The sequence below is a fragment of the Luteolibacter flavescens genome (assembly GCF_025950085.1).
Taxonomy (GTDB): Bacteria; Verrucomicrobiota; Verrucomicrobiia; order Verrucomicrobiales; family Akkermansiaceae; genus Haloferula; species Haloferula flavescens.
The window spans coordinates 353,212-372,417 of sequence record NZ_JAPDDS010000005.1 but is presented as its reverse complement, the minus strand read 5'-3'; the positions used below and the strand labels follow the sequence as shown (position 1 = coordinate 372,417).

Annotated in this window: 21 protein-coding genes; 4 read left to right on the top strand and 17 right to left on the bottom strand. The window is 64.6% G+C overall.

Translation table 11 applies throughout. The features are described 5' to 3' along the window. Window positions 1-7: 7 nt before the first annotated feature. Window positions 8-439: a VOC family protein gene (locus OKA04_RS11630; RefSeq protein WP_264501333.1), complete on the bottom strand. Its 432-nt coding sequence runs from the start codon at window positions 437-439 to the stop codon at window positions 8-10. Between the two features lie 79 nt (window positions 440-518). Beyond that, window positions 519-1,052 (bottom strand): L,D-transpeptidase family protein, encoded by a 534-nt coding sequence (locus OKA04_RS11625; protein WP_264501332.1) that lies wholly within the window; start codon window positions 1,050-1,052, stop codon window positions 519-521. A gap of 301 nt (window positions 1,053-1,353) precedes the next feature. Between OKA04_RS11625 and OKA04_RS11620 the strand changes: the two genes are divergently transcribed. Next, entirely contained in the window at window positions 1,354-1,563 is a 210-nt protein-coding gene (locus tag OKA04_RS11620; RefSeq protein WP_264501331.1) for a hypothetical protein, read from the top strand. A gap of 80 nt (window positions 1,564-1,643) precedes the next feature. On the opposite strand, the gene OKA04_RS11615 is transcribed toward OKA04_RS11620, so the two are convergent. The 7 genes from OKA04_RS11615 to gnd all read right to left on the bottom strand — a co-directional run bounded on the left by OKA04_RS11615 (window position 1,644) and on the right by gnd (window position 9,613). Further along, window positions 1,644-2,954, bottom strand: coding sequence for a DUF3472 domain-containing protein (locus OKA04_RS11615; protein ID WP_264501330.1), 1,311 nt, complete (start codon window positions 2,952-2,954; stop codon window positions 1,644-1,646). Between the two features lie 55 nt (window positions 2,955-3,009). After that, window positions 3,010-4,500, bottom strand: coding sequence for a DUF7133 domain-containing protein (locus OKA04_RS11610; RefSeq protein WP_264501329.1), 1,491 nt, complete (start codon window positions 4,498-4,500; stop codon window positions 3,010-3,012). Next, a complete protein-coding gene (locus OKA04_RS11605) occupies window positions 4,500-5,381 on the bottom strand; it encodes a cytochrome c family protein (protein WP_264501328.1) in 882 nt (293 codons plus the stop codon). The genes OKA04_RS11610 and OKA04_RS11605 overlap by 1 nt, the downstream gene beginning before the upstream one ends. A gap of 142 nt (window positions 5,382-5,523) precedes the next feature. Continuing rightward, entirely contained in the window at window positions 5,524-6,552 is a 1,029-nt protein-coding gene (locus OKA04_RS11600) for a hypothetical protein (RefSeq protein WP_264501327.1), read from the bottom strand. A 105-nt stretch (window positions 6,553-6,657) separates the two neighbouring features. Continuing rightward, window positions 6,658-7,281, bottom strand: a complete 624-nt coding sequence (locus OKA04_RS11595) for an EF-hand domain-containing protein (RefSeq protein ID WP_264501326.1) — start codon at window positions 7,279-7,281, stop codon at window positions 6,658-6,660. A 116-nt stretch (window positions 7,282-7,397) separates the two neighbouring features. Beyond that, entirely contained in the window at window positions 7,398-8,078 is a 681-nt protein-coding gene (locus OKA04_RS11590) for a tetratricopeptide repeat protein (protein WP_264501325.1), read from the bottom strand. Between the two features lie 116 nt (window positions 8,079-8,194). After that, complete coding sequence (gene gnd / locus OKA04_RS11585; protein ID WP_264501324.1) at window positions 8,195-9,613, bottom strand: decarboxylating NADP(+)-dependent phosphogluconate dehydrogenase; 1,419 nt, start codon at window positions 9,611-9,613, stop codon at window positions 8,195-8,197. Window positions 9,614-9,712: 99 nt separating this feature from the next. On the opposite strand from gnd, the gene pgsA reads away from it, so the two are divergent. After that, window positions 9,713-10,303 (top strand): CDP-diacylglycerol--glycerol-3-phosphate 3-phosphatidyltransferase, encoded by a 591-nt coding sequence (gene pgsA, locus OKA04_RS11580; RefSeq protein WP_264501323.1) that lies wholly within the window; start codon window positions 9,713-9,715, stop codon window positions 10,301-10,303. 22 nt (window positions 10,304-10,325) lie between these two features. Here the strand turns inward: pgsA and OKA04_RS11575 are convergent, their stop codons facing one another. The 8 genes from OKA04_RS11575 to rsmA form a co-directional block, all read right to left on the bottom strand. Beyond that, window positions 10,326-10,892: a hypothetical protein gene (locus OKA04_RS11575; RefSeq protein ID WP_264501322.1), complete on the bottom strand. Its 567-nt coding sequence runs from the start codon at window positions 10,890-10,892 to the stop codon at window positions 10,326-10,328. Between the two features lie 19 nt (window positions 10,893-10,911). After that, window positions 10,912-11,784 (bottom strand): hypothetical protein, encoded by an 873-nt coding sequence (locus OKA04_RS11570; protein WP_264501321.1) that lies wholly within the window; start codon window positions 11,782-11,784, stop codon window positions 10,912-10,914. Between the two features lie 90 nt (window positions 11,785-11,874). Next, window positions 11,875-12,423 (bottom strand): peptide deformylase, encoded by a 549-nt coding sequence (gene def, locus OKA04_RS11565; protein ID WP_264501320.1) that lies wholly within the window; start codon window positions 12,421-12,423, stop codon window positions 11,875-11,877. Further along, on the bottom strand, window positions 12,420-12,860 hold the full coding sequence (locus tag OKA04_RS11560) for an ExbD/TolR family protein (protein ID WP_264501319.1): 441 nt from the start codon (window positions 12,858-12,860) through the stop codon (window positions 12,420-12,422). Before OKA04_RS11560 ends, def begins: the two co-directional genes overlap by 4 nt. Window positions 12,861-12,873: 13 nt before the next feature. After that, complete coding sequence (locus OKA04_RS11555; protein WP_264501318.1) at window positions 12,874-13,596, bottom strand: MotA/TolQ/ExbB proton channel family protein; 723 nt, start codon at window positions 13,594-13,596, stop codon at window positions 12,874-12,876. A 3-nt stretch (window positions 13,597-13,599) separates the two neighbouring features. Continuing rightward, window positions 13,600-14,832 carry a hypothetical protein gene (locus OKA04_RS11550; protein ID WP_264501317.1) on the bottom strand — a complete coding sequence of 411 codons (1,233 nt, stop codon included), beginning with the start codon at window positions 14,830-14,832 and terminating at the stop codon, window positions 13,600-13,602. 79 nt (window positions 14,833-14,911) lie between these two features. Next, entirely contained in the window at window positions 14,912-15,277 is a 366-nt protein-coding gene (locus OKA04_RS11545) for a type II secretion system protein (protein WP_264501316.1), read from the bottom strand. Between the two features lie 175 nt (window positions 15,278-15,452). After that, window positions 15,453-16,784, bottom strand: a complete 1,332-nt coding sequence (gene rsmA / locus OKA04_RS11540) for a 16S rRNA (adenine(1518)-N(6)/adenine(1519)-N(6))-dimethyltransferase RsmA (protein ID WP_264501315.1) — start codon at window positions 16,782-16,784, stop codon at window positions 15,453-15,455. 357 nt (window positions 16,785-17,141) lie between these two features. Here rsmA and OKA04_RS11535 point away from each other — a divergent pair, with 357 nt between their 5' ends. Further along, window positions 17,142-18,788, top strand: coding sequence for a peptidylprolyl isomerase (locus tag OKA04_RS11535; RefSeq protein WP_264501314.1), 1,647 nt, complete (start codon window positions 17,142-17,144; stop codon window positions 18,786-18,788). Window positions 18,789-18,819: 31 nt separating this feature from the next. Continuing rightward, window positions 18,820-19,164, top strand: coding sequence for a tetratricopeptide repeat protein (locus OKA04_RS11530; RefSeq protein ID WP_264501313.1), 345 nt, complete (start codon window positions 18,820-18,822; stop codon window positions 19,162-19,164). The last annotated feature ends 42 nt before the right edge of the window (window positions 19,165-19,206 follow it).

Sequence of the window (19,206 nt, the reverse complement as noted above, 5' to 3'; positions counted from 1 at the left end):
CGGGGGCTCAAGCCGGAGTCGCGCAGTTCACCATCCACTGCACGCCGAAGCGATCGGTGAGCGAGCCGAAGTAAGCACCCCAGAACATGTCTTGCAGCGGCATCTCGACCTTGCCTCCCTCGGTGAGCGCGCTGAAAAGCCGGTCCGCTTCCTCACGCGTGTCCGGCTCCAGGTTGAGATAGACATTGGTCCCCGGCTTGCAGTTGAAGCCCATCGACTCCGGCGCATCGGTGCCCATCAGGACGTGCCCGCCCAGGATCGGTAGCTCGACGTGCAGCACCAGATCCTTGTCCTCCTCCGCCAACGGCTGCTCCGGATTCGGCGGCACGCTGCCCATGCGATGGATCTCGCCCAGCTCCGTCTGGAAGACGGACTGGTAGAAGCGGAAGGCTTCCTCCGTGTTGCGGGGGAAATTCAGATAGGTGCTGGTACGTGCCATGGCGTTAGTTTGATTCGGTAGAAGCGATCACCGCTCCTGCCGGTTTGTCAAAGGAGTTAACTACGCGGCAAAAGCATTGTCACCGTTGCACGATCACCGGCGTGCCGAGGCGGACGGCGTCGTAGAAGCGCTTGGCCTGGCGCTTCGGCAGGCGGATGCAGCCGCTGGATGCGGGGTAGCCGGGCAGGTTCCCCTCGTGCAGCCCGTAGGCTCCGCTGAAGCGGAGGAAGTAGGGCATGGGCACGCCCTCGAACTTCGAGCCGGGCGGGCGGCCTCCCTTGCGGATGTCGATGTTCTCCTTCACCACCTTGCCATTGCGGACGTAATTCCCATAGAGGGAGGAGCGATGGTCGATGTCCTTTTCGATCACGGAGAAGCGGCCGACGGGTGAGCGCTTGCCCTCGCGGCCCGAGGAGATCGGCGAGACGGCGACCAGCTTGCCCTGATGATAGAGACGCGCCTTTTGCTCGCCGAGGCTCACGACGATGCGTCGCTGGCTGGTCCCGCCTTGGTCGGCGAGCGCGCCGAGTTCCGGGACGTGGGTGCAGTTGGCGAGGGCGAGCGGGACGGCGACGGCCATCCAACGGACGAGGCGGGACAGGAGCTTTTTCATGGAAACGGCACACCGGTGCCAAGGGATCGACCGGTGTCAACGGAGAGTGGCAACCCCGTGCAACGTGCATTTTTCAAACTCGCAAAAGGCGCAGTCCTACCCGCTGCAAACCATCGGCCAACGCCTCACCACAAGCATCACAACAATCTGAATTCCAGCCAACTACAAATCATCCAGCCAGCTCTTGAAATGCGACGGCACCGGGTTTGCTCCATTAGTCTTACAACAACCCCAAAGTGCTATGAAGACCTATGGAAGTATCATCACCGCCGCCGTGTTGGCCGTAGCCACCACTTCTTGTATGACCACTTACGATGCCGCCGGTCGCCCGGTGCAATCGGTTGACCCGGGTGCCGCTGCAGGTGCCGCCGTTGCCGCCGGTGCCCTCGGCTACGCCATCGGCCAGAACAACGGCGACCGAAACGTCTACTATGGCGGTCGTAATTACTACCGCGGCGGTCACTACCATCGCGGCGGCTACCACCGCCATCGTGGTCACTGGCATCGCTGATGCCTGACTAGTACGGGGTGGGCATCCTTCACGGCACGAGCCGGGAGGATGCCTCTCCTGCGTACAGGACCTGCTTCGATTCACTCCAGCCCGCTGGTCAGGCCTTCGAGCTTCTCGAGATCGACCGCGGGCTCGCTCTTGCCATTCGCGGGGCGCTTGAACCTGCTGTCGAGCTTCACGGTATCGACGAAGTAGCCACCGTTCCGCATGAAGAACTCGTCGCCCGTGACGCCACCGCCGTAGTCGAGGCGATAGCCGCGGCGCGCGATGTCATCACCGGTGAAGCGGGCCTCGGTGAGCGAGTGCCACTTGCCCTCGGTATCGCGTGCCCACTGGTTGCCATAGTGCGCCTCGCGGTACTGCCAGCCATTGCGGTCCGAGAAGTTCTCCAGGAAGGAGTGCGCGCCGGTGAGATGCTTGTCGGTCTTCGGGCGCTTGAAGCTCGCGATGATCTTCCATTCGCCCGCCTCCGGGGCAAAAAACCACGCGGTATAGACCGTGTGACCCTTGCCGTCCGGCTTCGCGCGATTGAGGAAGCGATACGTGGTCCCCGCCTTCCACGGGTAGCGCAGGTAGCTCTGGCCACCCGAGCCCTCGCCGCCGAATTCCCCGCCATGGACGCCCTCGCCCTTTGCGAGCAGGACGATGCGCTGGTCCTCCGGGATCTCGCTCGGTCGATCCGTGGAATACGGACTCCACACCGAGAAGAGCACGCGGCGCTCCTCCGGGCCGTTCACCTGGATGCCGAAGTAGCCTTCTCCAAATCCATTCGCCATGAAGTAGGAGCCGATCGGGTCCTTGCCTTCCGGCACCGTCACCTCGTTGTAAAACCACTCGATGGTCTTGTCCTCGGGCAGGCGGTAGGTCAGGTGGACCGAGGGACCGCGGCGGCCCCAGTAGAAACGGTTGTCCTCATTGTCCTTCACAAATGCCACGGCGACTTCCGGCGTCTCCGAGGTAACGAGCAGGTCGGTGGCTTCCGCGAAGACAGGGCCGCTCTTTTTCACGCCCTGCAAATCGACGCGCACATAGCCCGCCTCCGTCACCTTCACCGTGCCGAGGGGGAATTCGCCGCTGCCCTTGAGATCGGCCTCGAAGCTCTTTCCCGCGACTGTCGCGCGAACCTTCGACCCACCCTGCGGTACGCTGGCTTTCAGCGCGAGCCGCAGCTCGGCGGGTCGGTCCACGCGGAAGTAGATCGAGCGCACCGTATCCGGGCTGTCCCAGCGCGGGCCGCCCCGACCACCCTGTCCTGCCTCGCCGGCGGTGACGTAGGCATTCCCGCCAAGAGGCACCGTCCAGCTTGCCGCCGCCTTTTCCTGGGCATGCAGCGGCAGGGTGGCGAGACCGGCGATGAGAAGCCACGGGCGGATCTGGACAGGCAAATGCATGCCCAGAAGAACGCCCAAGGAGTCACTTTGTTTCAATAAATATCACAAAACAAGACTATTTCAGCAATTCGCTCGCCTGATAGTAGGCGGTCTTGCCTTCCAGATGGACGCCATCCTCCGATCTCAGCCCGGAGAAATCGAGGCGATGCAGCGCGCCAAGCCGGGGCGTCACCGCGAGCCGCCATTCGCTGCCATCGCCTATCTTTTCCCGGCTGGTGATCTCCACCTTCGCTTCATCCACCTTCGGCGATCCGTACTCCTCGTGGTAACGGTAGCTGAAGCGATTGATGCGGATGGAATTCACCGATGGCAGGGGCCGGTTGAATGAAACGCGGAAGGCGTATCCGTCGGCGGTCTTCTCCAGCTTCACACCGGTGACGATGAAAACGTCGGAGAGCCCGGTCGGTGTCACCTTCACGAGTCCCTCCGCACCGGCCCACGAGAGGTGGGTCTTGCCGACCCACAGCGTGCCGTCCTTCGCGAAGGCGAGGCGATGGTTGCCATTGCCGAGGTCGGTCTCGTCGAAGATCGGCAGCAGCGAGCCCTGGCGGAAGCCATTCACATCATCCGGCAGGAAGCGCACCATGCGGTTCTGGTTCATCTCGCCGATCAGGACCTGCCGGGCATAGGGACCCCAGGTCTCCGGGAAGACGATGGGCTGGGTCGGCGAGTTCGCCAGCTCGCCTTGGGCGAATTGGCCGCTCTCCTTCACACGCATCGCGTCCAGCTTCGCCACCGGGAGCTTGCGCGGGTCACCCTGGTCCCAGCCTTCCTGCCAGACGAGCGAGGCAGGGTGGCCGTGGAAGCCACCGGGCTTCAGGGCGTGCAGCGGCGAGGTGCCGCGCCAGTCGCCCTGGTTATCCGTGACCAGCACGTGACCGTCCGCATCCACGCCGATGCCATCCGGCGAGCGGAAGCCGGAGGCGTAGGGCGTCATCGTCTTGCCATCCGGCGAGAGCTTCAGCACCCAGCCGCGCCACGGGACGCGCGAGTACATGCGGCCCGCTTTTTCGGAGCGCTTGCCCCACTGGTCGTCGTGGATCATCTGCTGGAAATCGAGGTCGCCCGCCTTCGACCATTCGCCGCGGATTTCCTCGCGGATGCCGGCACCATTCGACGCGACATTCAGCGCGATGTAGATCGAGCCGTCCGGGCCCTTCGCCGGACCGAAGGCGAACTCATGGTAGTTCCCCGTCATGCCGAAGCCGTCGAAGACGGTCTCGTAGTCGTCCGCCTGGCCGTCGCCATCGGTGTCCTTCAGGCGGGTCAGCTCCGCTCGCTGCATGACGAGCCATGACGATGCCGACTCGGCGATGACACCGAGCGGCTCCTGCAGGCCCTCGGCGAACTTGCTCCAGGTCTTCGCCACGGGGTCGAAGATCATGGCTTCACCGCGGTGGAAGACCACCGCCACCTTCCCATCCGGCAGCACGTCCACGCCGCCGACCTGCGGGTCCACGCCCGCGGGATTTGGCATGCGCTCGATGGTGAAGGTCGCGGCGGATGCGGCGCCGAGCAGCGCGAAGTACGAGAGGTATCGTATCATTACCAGCGGTAGGTGAGGGCGAAAGGCTTGTTCTGCTCCGACTGCACGGTGAAGCCGGTATCGGCGGACTTTTCACGGGTCTCGCCCGTGCTCGAGTCGATGGCTGCTCCATCAGAGGACGAGACCAGCAAGGTTCCGGCATCCGAGGTGAACTCGCGGACAATGCCGTCGCCGGAAGGCAAAGGCCGGATCGTCTCGGAGAAGCCCGCGCCCGCTACCTGGTAGCGGAAGGTGGGGATGCCGTCCTTGCCGATGCGGTAGCCGAGGAACTTCGGCTTCATCATGTTCCCGGCGCTGCCTGCCGTGATGACCGGATAGGAAGCCTCCTTGTAAACGACCTCGCCGCCGAGCTTCGCGAGCGAGCTGCCATTCCCCTTCCAATACGACCAGCCGTCGATGAAGCCGCCCTTCCACACGTAGCGGAGGCGGCACTCGGAGGCATCGAAGCAAAACGAGAGATCGCCGGGCAGTGCCACCGCGATCGCCGCGGGCGAGGCATCCGGCAGGAAGATGCGCTGGACCTGGGGCCGCTTCACCTGCGCATCCGGCACGGCGAAGGGGTCGCCCTCGGCCTTCTTCTGCTCCTTCTTCCCCGCGGCCTCGGCGATGATGTACTTGTGGATGTCGCGCAGCACCGGCTCGCCGAGATGGGCCATCGAGGGCATCTCGATCACGCCCGGGCGCTTGTGCTGCGGCGCGACGCACCACTTCACGAAGCCATCGGGGTCATTCCGGTAGATGCCGGCGATTTCCACCAGCGACGGGCCTACTACCATCTGGTCCACCATGTGACAGGCGGAGCAATTCATCTGGAAGACCTGTGCCGGGGGATCGGCCGCCGCGAGCGCCGCGGTGGCAAGGAGGAGGTACAGCGGTTTCATTCGGTGCTCCTCGCAGTCTTGCGGGACTGCGCCGCCACGCAAGGCCGCGTGACGGAATGTACACGTTCCCACAGGCACGGCCCGGAAGATCAACCCATCCACAGGCCCGCGTCGCCCCTCTTCCGGGGGGAAAACCCGACGCTCAGGACGCGCTCCCCGAGGAAATGTCCACGCCCGGATGGTGCTCCTTCAGACACTTGTCGCAGATGCCGTGGCTGAATTTCACCTCGCTGTGGCGCTGGAGATAGGCCTCGAGCTGGTGCCACTTCCCCTCCTCGTCGCGGATGTCCTTGCAGTAGCAGCAGGTCGGCAGGAAGCCGCGCAGGACATTCACCTCCCGCATCGCGTCCTGCAGGGACTCGATGAGCTGCACGTTTTCCCGCTCCACTTCCTTCCGTCGCTCGATCTCGCGCTGGGCCAGGCTCAGCTCCAGGCGCACGCGGGTGACTTCCTTGAGAATGGCGAGCACGGGACGATTCTCGATCTCCATGCCATTCTTCCCGCTCTGCCAGGCGAGATACCAGTAGAGGAAGGGGAAGGCGAAGATACCGATGACGAAGCGGCTGATGAAGGTGCCGCTCATGATCTTCAGGTAGTCATCCGTGCCGGCGAAGGCCCCGGTGGCGAAGAGGATCACATCCAGCCACAGCACGCCGAGCAGCGTGAGGAAGGCCCGCAGCCACAGCCGCACCTGGAGCTTCGGCTGGCCGAGGTATTCCCACGCGATGGCGAGGAACACGAGATCACAGAATGCGGCGAATACCGAGGCGCTGTAGATCCGCAGGCTCTGCGGCGGGAAGTAGCTGCCCGCACCCTGCCCGGAAATGTGAAGCTGCCAGTGCAGCACCAGCGTCACGATCGGCACCATGATCGACACGCCGATGATCGTGGAAATCGCGATGCGCGTCGCCCGCGGCCCGTCGAAAACATAGACGACGAAGACGCCTAACAGGAGCGCGGTGTAGAACACCGTGGACCCCACCATGAAGGACACGCCCGGGATATTCACCCGCACGCCCGCATCCGTGACCCACACCATGACGGCGGTGAGGCTGCCGATGAGTGCGTAAAAATGCGCAAGCCCCAGCTTGCCGCGAAGCGAGTGCGCCCACAACACGAGGAAGTAAACGACGATCGCTTCAGCGACCAGGATCAGCAGCTCATTCGTCATGCTTACATCGGGCGCGGGACGGTGTGTCTTTCCTATCGACGGAAAGCAACCGGCATTTCCCGAACCCGATGCAAATCTGGCGGATTGATGCTTTCCGCAACGCGATCAGTTGTCGCGGCCACGTCCGCGGCCACCGCCACCGCCGAAGCCGCCGCGATCACCGCCATTCCCTTGGCCACGACGGCCACCGAAGCCACCGCGATCCCCTCCTCGGCCACCGCGGTCGGAGTTGCCCATGCGCTCGGACATGCTCTGGATCATCGCCTGCTGCTCGGCGGCATCGAGCGAGCCGTCGCCATTCGTATCGGCGCGCGAGAAGCCGCGCTGCATCGGGCCGTTGAGTTCGTTCTGCGTGAGGATGCCATCGCCATTCGCGTCGGCCTGTTTCAAGCGCGCCGTCATCTGCTCGGAGAAGCGCGCGATGCGCTCCTGGCGTTGCTCGGCACGGCGCGCCTCACGCTCCGCCTGGGTCGGGATGCCAGGCGCGGTAGCGGGCGGCGCCGCCGGGGTGACGAGCGGCGGCGTGGTCTGCTGCGCCACCGGAGGATCGACCGGCGCGGGTGCAGGTGGGAGAGCTTCCTCTTCGGCAGGCGGGGTCGCGGCCTTGTCGGCGACGCGCTTGCCCGGCGTGGGCAGCCGCGGCTGTGCGGCCACGGGCTCTTGTTTCTCTTCGCAAGCGGCCAGCAGCAATGCGGCTGGAAGCATCAGGACGAACTTCGGATTGATCATGACCAGACGGGATTGGGAGTTTTTCAGGGAAATGGGGCCCGGGGGTGACCAGCACGATGAAACCGGACGCCGTGCACGAAGTTGCGGACCGCTTTTCCCTTCGGCTCCTCCCGTGGTCAAAATCCCGCCTCGCGGATCTGCTCCGCCAGCCGCTCGTCCTCGTCGGCCTCCTCCTTCTTGCCAAGCTCGCGCAGCAGCTTCGCGCGGCGATCCAGATTCGATGGATGCAGGGGCCGCAGCGCCACCATCATGTCGTAGTCGGCCAGCGCCTGCTCCTGCCGCTTCATTGACTCAAGCAGCATCGCGCGCGCCTCATGATAATGATAGGTGCGGAGATCCTTCATGATCGCCGTGTCGAAATCCCGCAGCGCTTCCTCGGGCCGCTTGAGATTCCAGAGGGTCCGGCCACGCAGGAAGTAGCCGTCCGCATCATCCGGACGCTCGGCGATCACGCGGGTGAAGTCCTCCAGCGCGGGCTCGAAATTCTTCATCTCGAAGTGGGTGCGCCCGCGCGCCATGCGGGCATCGGTGTACTTGTCGATGTGGGTGAGTGCCTCGGTGAACTTCGCGATCGCGTCCACGCCCTTCGCCTGATCGTAGGACTTCATTCCTGCCTCGTAGGCCTGCGTCGCCTTGCTCCAGGTGGCCACGCTCGCGATCTTCTTCAGCCGCTCCACATCGAGCGGCTCGGCCGGAGTTGGGACCGGTGCTGGCGTTGGCGTAGGCTCCGGCTGCTGGGCGAGAAGCGGACACGGCAGCGTGAAAAGCAGGGCGAAGACGAGAGACGTCGCTTTCATGATTCTCAGGTATGATTCCCTCCGGATGGCACGGCGGCAATGAGATTCCCGGGCACGAAAAAAGGCGGCCGGGATCTCTCCCGGCCGCCTCTGCGTGAATCAATGTGGCACCGGCCTCAGCCGATGACTTCCGGCCACTCGGTGTGGAAGAACTCGCCGCGCGGCTTGTCCGTGCGCTCGTAGGTGTGCGCGCCGAAGAAGTCGCGCTGTGCCTGGAGCAGGTTCGCCGGCAGCACGGCGCTACGATAGCTGTCGTAGTAGCCGAGGGAGGCGGAGAATGCGGGCACCGGGATGCCGGCGAGCGTGGCGGTGGCGATGACCTCGCGCCAGTTCTGCTGGAATTCGTTGAGCAGGTTCGTGAAGAACGGGGCGAGCATCAGGTTGCTCAGCGCCGGATCCGAGCGGTAGGCGTTCGTGATGTCGTTCAGGAAGCGTGCGCGGATGATGCAACCGCCACGCCAGATGGCGGCGATCTTGCCGAGGTCGAGACCCCAGTTTTTCTCCTTGCCCATGGCGGTGATGAGGTCGAGGCCCTGCGCGTAGGAGATGATCTTCGAGGCGAAGAGCGCGTCGTGCACCTTCTTCACCAGCTCGGCCTTGTCGGCGGAGATCTCGGCCTTCGGGCCTTCGAGCTTCGCGGAGGCGGCGACGCGGGCGTCCTTCATCGAGGAGAGGATACGCGCTTCCACGGCGGCATTGATGGTGGAGATCACCACGGCGTTTTCCACCGCGTTCATGATGGTCCACTTGCCGGTGCCCTTCTGGCCGGCGGTGTCGAGGATCAGGTCCACGAGTGCCACGCCGGTCTCGGGATCGACCTGTTCGAAGATCTTCGAGGTGATCTGGATGAGGTAGCTCTCGAGGTCGCCGTTGTTCCAGTCGGTGAAGACGGTGGCGAGCTCGGCCGGGGTGAAGCCCGCGGCCTTGAAAATGTTGTAGGCTTCGCAGATGAGCTGCATGTCGCCGTACTCGATGCCGTTGTGGATCATCTTCACATAGTGGCCGGCACCGCCGGGGCCGATGTGGATGACGCAGGGCTCGCCCTCCACCTTCGCGGAGATGCTTTCGAAGATCGGCTTCATCACGTCCCACGTGGAGGCAGGGCCGCCGGGCATGATGGACGGGCCCTTGCGGGCGCCTTCTTCACCACCGGAGACACCGGCACCGATGAAGCGGAAGCCGAGGTCGCCGAGCCACTGGTCGCGGCGCTCGGTGTCGGTGTAGAGCGAGTTGCCGCCGTCGATGATGATGTCGCCCTTGTCGAGCAGCGGGATCAGGGACTCGATGACCGCGTCCACGGGGCCGCCGGCCTTCACCATGATCATGACCTTGCGCGGGGAAGCGAGCGACTGGACGAACTCCTCCAAGGACTTCGCGCCGACGAGCTTCTTGTCTGGGTGGGCAGCCACGAACTCCTCGGTGACGGAGGTCGTGCGGTTGTAAACGGACACCTGGAAGCCGCGGGACTCCACGTTGAGGACGAGGTTCTGGCCCATCACGGCCAGGCCAATAAGGCCGAAATCGCTGTTACTCATGATCTTGAACGGTTCGGGAAACGAGCGCCGTGTAGGGAACAGGAAGGCTTGGTGCAACCCCTTGTTGCCATGCTGCCATGCATTCCCCACATTCCGGCCGTGAACCTGCCCAATGCGATCACCCTGTCCCGCCTTTTCCTGACGGCAGTCTTCGTGATTGCCGTGGGCTTCCCGGGCTCCACAGGCCACATCATCGCACTGGTCACCTTCTCCGTCGCCGCCGCCACGGACTGGCTGGATGGCTACCTCGCGCGGAAGCTCGGCCTGGTCACGCCGCTGGGAAAACTGCTCGACCCGCTGGCGGACAAGATCCTGGTGTGCGCGGCCTTCGTGTATTTTTCAGCCCAACCGGTAGGCGGCTACCACTGCCCGGTGTGGGTCACGGCGCTGATCATCGCGCGTGAATTCCTCGTCACCGGGCTGCGCCAGATCGCCGTGGAAGCAGGGCAAGTGCTGGCCGCGGACAAGCTGGGGAAATGGAAGACCACCTTCCAGCTCACCTACTGCATCAATGGCCTCGTGTGGCTCACCTTCCGCGGCAGCGATGGCGGCCTCTCCGGGATGCTGGCTAACCTGTCAAAGCCGACCGGCTGGCTGATGCACGTGTCCCTCTGGACCGCAGTGGCGCTGACGCTGATCTCCGGCTGGAACTACGTCTGGAGCAGCCGCGGCCTGCTGAAGGCGAAGTAAGAGCCCCGCGCCGCTGGCGGCGTCACAGCTTCGCCTTGATCTGCGCCAGCACGGAGTCAAATGCCAGGCCCTCGGCATCGGGCTGGCGGCTGGTGGAGACGAAGCGCGGGATGACGCCCGGAGGCACGCCGAGACGCTTGTCGAGCTTCACCGGATCGAAGTCCGGGATGAGGTCCGTGCGATGATATTGGATCGCGAGGCTCACGGAGTGGAGGTCGAAGCCGTTCCGCTTCGTATTCCCGGAGAGCCGCATGAGGCTGTCCCACGTCGCCTGGAATTTCGCTGGATCCACATCCACCACGAAGATGATGCCCGCCGTATCACGGACGAGCAGCTCCTCCGCGGCATTGTATTCCATGCGCCCGGTCAGGGAATGGACCGCCACATTCAGGAAGCGGCCGTCCGGCAGGGTCTCGGGCTCGGTCCACTCGACACGATGGACGTGGAGCGCGCCGATGGAGTGCTCGCGGACGGTCGCCGAGCCATTGCGCCCGGCAATGGCTCGCAAGATCGCAAGCTTCCCCGTATCGGCCGCCCCGGTGAGGGCGACCTTCACGGAAACCTGACGTCCGTTTTGCTGGACCGTCATGCCGGGGGGACGACAGGCCTTACAGCTTGCCCAGTTCGCGGGCGACGATGATGAGCGTTTCCTTCACGCCCGGGGCGAAGCTGCCGTCATTCTGGATGGCCAGGACGACATTGCCTTCGCGGATGAACTCGATCGGCGTGTTGCCGGCGACGAGCTTCACCTGACCGGCGGGGAAGCCGAGGCTGTTGATGATCTTCTTGAAAGCATCGACCGTGGCGACCTCGGAGGCCGGAATGCGGGCGACGTGGCGGATGCCGGAAAGGCCACGCGCACGCTGGAGCATCTCCTCGGCACCCAGCTCGCGGTCCACGCCGAAGATGGCGCGCAGGGCAAGCTGGCGGATCGAGCCGGAGTCGAGATCGATGGAGGAGTCGCTGGAAGCGGCAGGCGAGGACACCGGGGCCGGTGCAGCGACCGGAGCCGGTGCAGGCGCGACCTCCGCGAGGGCGGCGGCAGCGGCAGCAGCCACGGCGGCCGGGGCTGGAGTGGTCGCAGGAGCGGCGGCGGGCTCGGCACCGAAGCCGAATGGACTGGAGGAAGCGGATGCAGCAGGCACGGGCGGAGGGGAGCTGGCAAATGGGGAGGAAGCAGACGCCGGAGCGTCAAACGGAGAGGGATTCGAAGACTCGGCGGCGAACGGCGAGCGGGCCTCTGCAGCCGGGGTCTCACCCGCGGCAGGACGGCGCTCGGGGAGCTTCACCGGACGCCCCGGCTCATTCGCCAGGCGGGTGGGATGCTCGTCCTTCATCGCGGCAAACGGAGACTCAGGCTCCGAGACGATGGCGAACGGGCTGGTGGCCGGACCATCGTCGGAAACGGCGAACGGGCTCTTGGCGGGAGGGGCTGGGGCGAACCCTTCCTGGGGCTCGAAAATACCGCGGCTGCTGTTCATGGGGCTGACTTTTGTTGGAAAAACAAGCTATCGGGGGGATTCGATAGCTTCGGCTTCCCGAAAAGTCGAGCCCTCAATCCCCACCGGATGTCATTCGTCCGCAGCGAGACGCCTCAACTTCCGGCGCAGGCTGATCTTCGTGGCAGGGGCCACGCGGTCGATGAAAAGGATACCATTGAGATGATCCGTCTCATGCTGGATCGCGCGGGCGAGCAGGCCGTCGGTCTCTATCTCCAGCACGGTGCCGTCGAGTTGTGGCAGCTTCGCCTTCAGCGCGGAGGGCCGGCTGACGTCGGCGCGCACGTCATGGATGCTCAGGCAGCCCTCGGTGTCCTTCTCCTTCGGGCCGGTGAATTCCAGCTCGGGATTGATGAAGGTCAGCGGCATGATGGACTCCAGCGGAGCGTCTTCCCCGGCGACCTTCAGGAAGGTGATACACTCGGGATCATGCGCCACATCGACGACGGCGAGGCGGATGGCGAGGCCGATCTGCGGCGCGGCCAGCCCGACGCCATTGGCGTGGTACATGGTTTCGAGCATGTCGGCGGCGAGCTTGCGCAGGTCGTCATCGACCTTTTCGACAGGCTTGCAGCGTTCGCGGAGGACGGGATGCCCGTATTGGACGATATCGAGGATCATTGCGAGGGACTCTCCGCATCCTGCGGCAGGCGGATGCGGGCGGGCACGTCCTTAATCGCGATGCCCGCGCGGGTCAACGCGTCCCACACGCCGAGCAATTTCTCCAGTGGCACCTGCTTGTCCGCCTCCAGCTCCAGCTTGCGGCCGGGATTCTCCTTCGTGAAGGCCTTCAGGTAGGAGTCCAGCAGCAGCACGTCCGGCACGGCCACGGCGTCGAGGGTGATCTTCCCTTCCTTGTCGAGCGAGAGGACGGAGCGGGAATCCACGACCTCGGAGCCGGTGATCTCCTTCAAGGTGGGCAGCTCGATGGGGAGCACGCTGCGCGGCTTCTTGAAGGTGGTCGAGACCACCAGGAAGATGAGGATGACGAAAAGCAGGTCGATCATGGGGACCACCGGGACCCCACGGGACTTGCGGACGGGCTGTTCGAATCGCATGGCGGCCGGCGGATCAGGCGTGGGCTTGCGCGGCGGGCATCGAGGACGGGCGGGCCGTCGAGGACGGGGCCTTCTCACAAGTGCGGGCGAAGCCTGCGAGCAGGCCCTCCAGACGGGCCACGAACATGTCGATGCGGCGGAGGAAAATCGCGTGGGCGACGATGGCCGGGACCGCCAGGCCGAGGCCGAAGACCGTGGTATTCAGCGCCTCGCTGATGCCGCGCGAGACCAGCGTGGGATCCGGGCTTTCGCCGAGACCGCCGAACATGACGACCAGACCGCTCGCCATGCCGAGGAGACCCAGCAGCGGGGCCAGGCTGACAATCACGTCGATGGAAGACATGCCCGCATGCAGCCGCAGCACCTCCTCGCGGGCGGACGCCTGGACGGCATCCGTGATCTGCTCGCGGGTCTCGCCGCGATGGCGGAGGGCGACTCCGCAAAGACGGGCCAGCGGCGTGCGGCCCTCCTTGATCTCATCGAAGAGCCCGGGGCTCGCCTCGTGGTGATGCTCGTACTCGCGCAGCTTCTTCTCCAGCCCGGCGGGCACGATGAGCGAGCGGCGCAGCGAGAGGATCTTGAAGAAAATCGAAGCCACCATGACGAAGGAGCATAGCAGCAGCAGGATCATGCAGTAGCCGCCATCGGCGAAGAACTGCCAGAGCTTCTCCACGGCACTCTTTTCCGCAGCGTCGGCGGTGGTGGCAGTGGCGGCGAGGAACAAGGAAAAGGACATGAATTAGAAACTGAAACGGTAGAGGAGTTCGAGCGGCTCGCCATTGAGCTGCTTCTTCAGGTCGGCCGGCATCGCGGGGATCTCGGCGTCATTGATGGCATTGAGGGTGAAGCCCTTCGGGATCGCGCCGACCTGCAGCGCCTCATCGACGCGGATCTCGCGGACCTTCCCCTTCGCATCGAGCGTGAAGCTCATGGTGAGCATCCCGGGCGTGATGAAGTCGCGGTTGCGGAGGCAATTGAGCTGCCACTCCTTCTCCACCGCGCGGCTGACGGCGGCGTGATAGCGGCCGAGCACGGAATCCTCCACATTCAGCGCGGAGCGACCGGTGCGGTTGATCGAGCCGACCAGCTTGGTCTTCTTCTGGTTCCCGCGGAAGCCAGGGGCATTCGGATTCGCATTCGCGCTCGCGGCGGGTGGCTTCGGCTGCTCGGCCACGGCCTTTTCCTCGGGCTTCTGGCCATCGGCGCGGCGCTCCGGCTGGGCGGGCTTGGTTTCATCCTCCGGCTTCGCCTCCTTCACCCGGCGCTCCACGGGCAAGGGACCTTCCGCGAAACGCTCGCGGGTCGCCTCGGCGGGCTTCTCCTCGGAGTCGCTGGTGCCGTCGAGCTTCGCGGTCTCCGCCGGCGGCTCGGTATTCGGAGTGTCGGTGGGACTTGGCGGGACGGGAGGCACCTCGGCCGCAGGGGCCGGAGGCGTGGGCGGGACAGGCGGAGTCGAGGCCTGCTCCGGCATGGGCGTCCGCATGCTGCGATTGATGCGGTCATGAGCGAGGTCGCCGTCCTGATAATTGCTCTGGGTGGTCTCCACCTCGTTCTCGTCGATCGGCTCGCGGCCCTTTTGCGCGATCTGGTCCGGCGCGGCGGCGTCCGGCACGTTATCGCTGGTGGCCTGCGTGTTCCGCTCCCCCATGAAGTCCGGCCGCTCCGGCACGACCTCCGCCTGATCCGGCGAGGTCCGTGCATACTGCTGGGCGGGCGGCGGAGGCGGCGGGGCGGGCGCCACCTCCGGCAACGGCTGACCGGCCAGACTGGCGATCATTTCGGGAACGATCACCTTCACCGATTCCTCCGGCGCAGCCGTCGCGGCCACCGGCAGCGGGGTCTGCAGCGCGATCTTCGCCAGCACCCAGAAACCGATCACTGCCAGCGCGATCAGATTGACCAGCGCGGACACGCCGAATGCCACCAGCCACAACCGGGCCTGGCTTTCGTAGGGACTGGAGGCCGCGCTCATGGAATCACGGCGGCGACACTCCACCGAAACCGGCGATCCTGCAATCCGGGAAATCCGGCCTGCCTCTTAACCAACCACTTTACCAATCCTCCGCGTTTGCGGGCACATGCGAGCCGGACGTGCCTAGCGAGCACTCGAGGTAAAGGCTGCCGAGCATCGGGATCGTATCGCCGGTCGTGGTATAGCTGCCCTGGGCGGGACACTCGGGCATCGCCTCGACGAAGCGGCCCAGGCCGATCACTTCCGACTGCAAGCCGGGCACCGTTTCGCCGGGAGCGCGGCCATTGAGATTCGAGTAGCTGCGGACACCCTTCTGGACCGATTGCAGGTTCAGGATGCAGAGCACCCGGTCCGACCCGTTTTTCCATGCATTCGCGCCGAGGAAGAGGACGCCGATGAGGGAGAGCAACACCAGGATGACCACGGTGAGCTCGATGAGGGTCATGCCACGGGAACGGCTTATATCTTCAGCATGGCAATACCGGAAACGCGTCCGGCGGGACCCGACGAGGTTGGCTGGTTTCATCTTGGGGACAGGTGAACATTGCGGGGAGCGTCCCGAGATTAAAATATCAACCCCTCAAAACAAGCTTATTATAAAAACATTCCAGCATTGCAAATTACCTTCCGCGCGAAAGTTTCCAGCATTCGAGGAAGCCACTGGCGAAATCCTCTGGTCGCGCGGCGATCCACTGGTCCAGCTCGTCCGGCTTCATCCACATCGAGGCCTCGACCTCGGCGCAGGGGAATCGCGGCGAGCCATCCCAGCGGCAAAGGTAGAGCCGCACGTGTTCCCAACCGGTTGCGTCACACGGGCCGATCTTGCCGACTTCCTGGATCGGCACGCCGGTGATGCCCATTTCCTCCTCCAGTTCGCGGATCGCGGCGGTCTCGTAGTCCTCGCCGGAGTCCAGATGGCCCGAGACGCTGGAGTCCCATACGCCCGGGTGCGCGTCCTTGAAACGCGAGCGCTTTTGCAAAAGTAGCTCGCCGTGGCGATTCACGGCGAAGACGTGGACGGCGCGATGGAGCAGGCCTTTTTCATGCACCTCCCGCCGGGTCGCCTGGCCGGTGACCTGATCCGCCTCGTCCACCACGTCGAAGATTTCCTCCCCCCGCTGCGGCACGTCGCGCAGCGGATGATCATCATACACGCGCGCCAGCTCGATCCACTGGACCAGCGACAGCTCCTCGGCACGAGCGGTCGGCAGCACCCCGAGGCTGGCATGCACTTCCTCCCACGGCGGATTCTCCGGCATCTGCCGTCCCATCTGCTTGCGGCGCTGGGCAAATCCGCGGCGGATCATCTCGTCAAAGCGCCGCGCATCGTAGGCCGGGAATTCCTTCCCGCGCGGCAGCATCAGCGCCACCGAGGAGTCGATCTGCGGCCGGGGATGAAAGGCTTCCGGCGGCACCGTGCGGAGCGGCTTCACCTGCCACTCGCTCTGCACGCGCAGGGTCAGCACGCCATACTCCTTCGTGCGCGGACCCGCGGCGAGACGCTCGATGACTTCCTTCTGGAGCATCACCACCGCGCGCTCGAAGGGATTTGGCCGGGACAGGAAATTCCGCAGGATCGCCCCGCCGGAGGAGTACGGCAGATTCCCCAGGAACTTCAGCGGCCGGTGCTTCCAGAGCGAGCGGATGTCGAATTTCGCACCGTCGGCATGATGCACCTCCACGCTGGGCTCATTAGCAAAGCGCGCCTTGAGATAGGCGGCCAGCCGCGAGTCGAACTCCACCAGCACGATGCGCCGGACGCGTCCGACGAGGTGCTCCGTGAGCGCGCCGGTCCCCGGACCCACCTCCACGATGGCGTCGTCCGGCCCGGCATCGAGCTGCTCGGTGATCCAGCGAGCCATGTTCGGATCGCAGAGGAAATTCTGGCCAAGCTGGCGGCTGGGCATCACCCCGGCGGTCTCCAGGGCATCGCGGATCTCACTTCCCGTCACGCCGCGAGCGATGGCGACTTGCCCGCCCCGCGACAAGAGCGCTTTTCCATCCGACGCGGATATTCGCGCGGGAAAATTTTCCGGGAAACCTTTGAACGAATCCCTCCCCCGCAGGTCAGAGCCCATTGAAAACCGCGCGCGAGTGCAGTTTTCATGTAAGGGTGAACAGCAGTTGTCAGCTTCTGGCAGGCTTGCCTGCCGGGGTTGACGAACTTGGCCGCCGGGGAGTGGGTGCTCCCCGGCGGCTCTTTTTTGCCCCGAAGCATTGATTTCGAGGCCGCGAATAAGGGTTGAAGCCGTCCCTGCGGCTCCCTTTACTTCCGCGCCCGCAAGGGCCACCCAAGCAGCGTCCAGCTCATGATCGAACACCTCCGCAAATACACCGGCCTGATCATCTTCGTGATCGCCTTGCTCTTCATCGGCTTGGCCTTCGTCGGCGACAATGTCACCAAGGGTCACCGCTCGGGAAATGATCCCCTGGTGCTCTCCGTGGATGGAGACCAATACACCGCGTCCGAAGTGCAGAAGCTCGGCAGCATGCCGATGGCCATGGTCTCCGGCTTCCACATGTTCGATTTCTACGAATTCGCCAGCATCCTCGGCGGCGTGGGCGGTGCCCCGGAGGCCCTGCATCGCGCATTCGTGAACCGCCTGAATATCCGCCAGGCCGCGGAGGACTACGGCGTGCATCCGTCGAAGGAGGAAATCTTCGCGGAGATCAAGAAGATGACCGCCTTCCAAGGCTCGGACGGCGCCTTCAGCCAAGCGAACTACAATGACTTCATGACCAAGTCGATCAGTCGCGCAGGCCTCGTGGAGAGCGACTTCCTGGACCTGGTCAGCGACAAGATCGCCACCCGCAAGCTGACCGAGATCATCGGCGGCGGCCTCGCCGTGGACCGCAACTTCGCCGCCAACATGGTGGCCCGCAACGACCAGCAGGTGACCCTCCAGCTCACCCGCCTGCCCCTCTCGAAATTCCAGGACGAGCTGAAGCCGACCGACGAGGAGCTGACGGCACACTGGGATACCACCAAGGAGCGCTACCAGACCGACCGGAAGATCAAGGTCTCCTACATCATCGCCAAGCCGACCTACCCGGAACTGCCGAAGGAAGAGGTGAAGCTGCCCGACGCCGTGACCGAGGAGCAGAAGAAGGAAGCGGAAGCGAAAGCCACCGAGAAGAAGGCCGCCGACGAGGCCAAGCTGGCCGAGGACAAGCGCCGCATCGACGGCGAGATGGCCGACACCGTGGACACCTTCCTCCACAATATCAACGAGACCGAAGGCAAGGACTTCGCCAAGCTCGCCGAAGAGAATGGCTGGACGGTGGTGACCACCGATCTCTTCGCCCGCACTTCCCTGCCGACCGAGCTCTCGATCAATACCCGCTCGACCTCGAATCCCCGCCCGATCGGTGACTTCCTGTTCCAGATCTCGCCGGGCACCGATGCCATGTCGCGCTTCAGCGACGCCCTGCCGATCGCGGACGGTGCCTACCTCGTCGCTCACCTCGACGAAGCCGAGGAAGCCCGCACGAAGACCTTTGACGAAGCGAAGGAGCAGGTCCTGGTGGACTACATCGCGGAGAAGGCAGGCGAAGCCCTGAAGAAGGACGCCGATGAAAAAGCCGCGAAGATCCGCGAGGCGCTCACCGCCGGGAAGACTTTCGCCGACGCCGCCAAGGAACTCGGCCTCGAGGTGAAGTCCCTGCCTGCTTTCAAGTCCGCCGACAAGGTGCCTGACGAAGCCGACAGCTCGGCCCTCTTCGAAGCCGCCGCCACGGTGGATCCCGGCACGCTGGCAGATCCCCTGATGCGCCCGGACGGTGCCACCTTCATCTTCGTCGAGAAGCGCGAACTGGTGAACGACCCCGGCCGCGACGAGCGGGTGAACCAGTCCCTTACCGGCCTGGCTTCCACCCAGCAGCGCATTGCCTTCTCCGCCTGGCTGGAGGAGAAGCTGGCCGCGGCCCAGATCGTTGACCTCACCAAGAAGCCCTGACCGGCTCCGCCACGGAGCCTGCTGCAGCCCCATGCCCGACTCCGAACGCGACTTGTTGTTTGATGACGCCAACGGCGCCCTTGCCGTTGGCGAGCTTGATGAAGCGGCGGCCCTTTATCGCCGCTGCGTGGCCCTTGATCCCGGCTTCTTCGATGGCTGGCATGCGCTCGGCATGTGCCTCCTGAAGCTCGGTGAGGTAAAGGAAGCCATCGGCTGCGGCCTGCAGGCCACCACCCTGCGGCCAAATGACCTGCTCGCCTGGACCGCGCTGTCCCAGATGTATGTGCGGGACGGCCAGATTGCCGAGGCCGAGTTCGCCAAAGGCAACGCCCGCATCTTGTCCTTGGGTGGCAAGGTGTTACGGACCGAAGGCTGACTTCTCTCAGCCCGAGTGGCTGATTTTTCCTGACATGATACA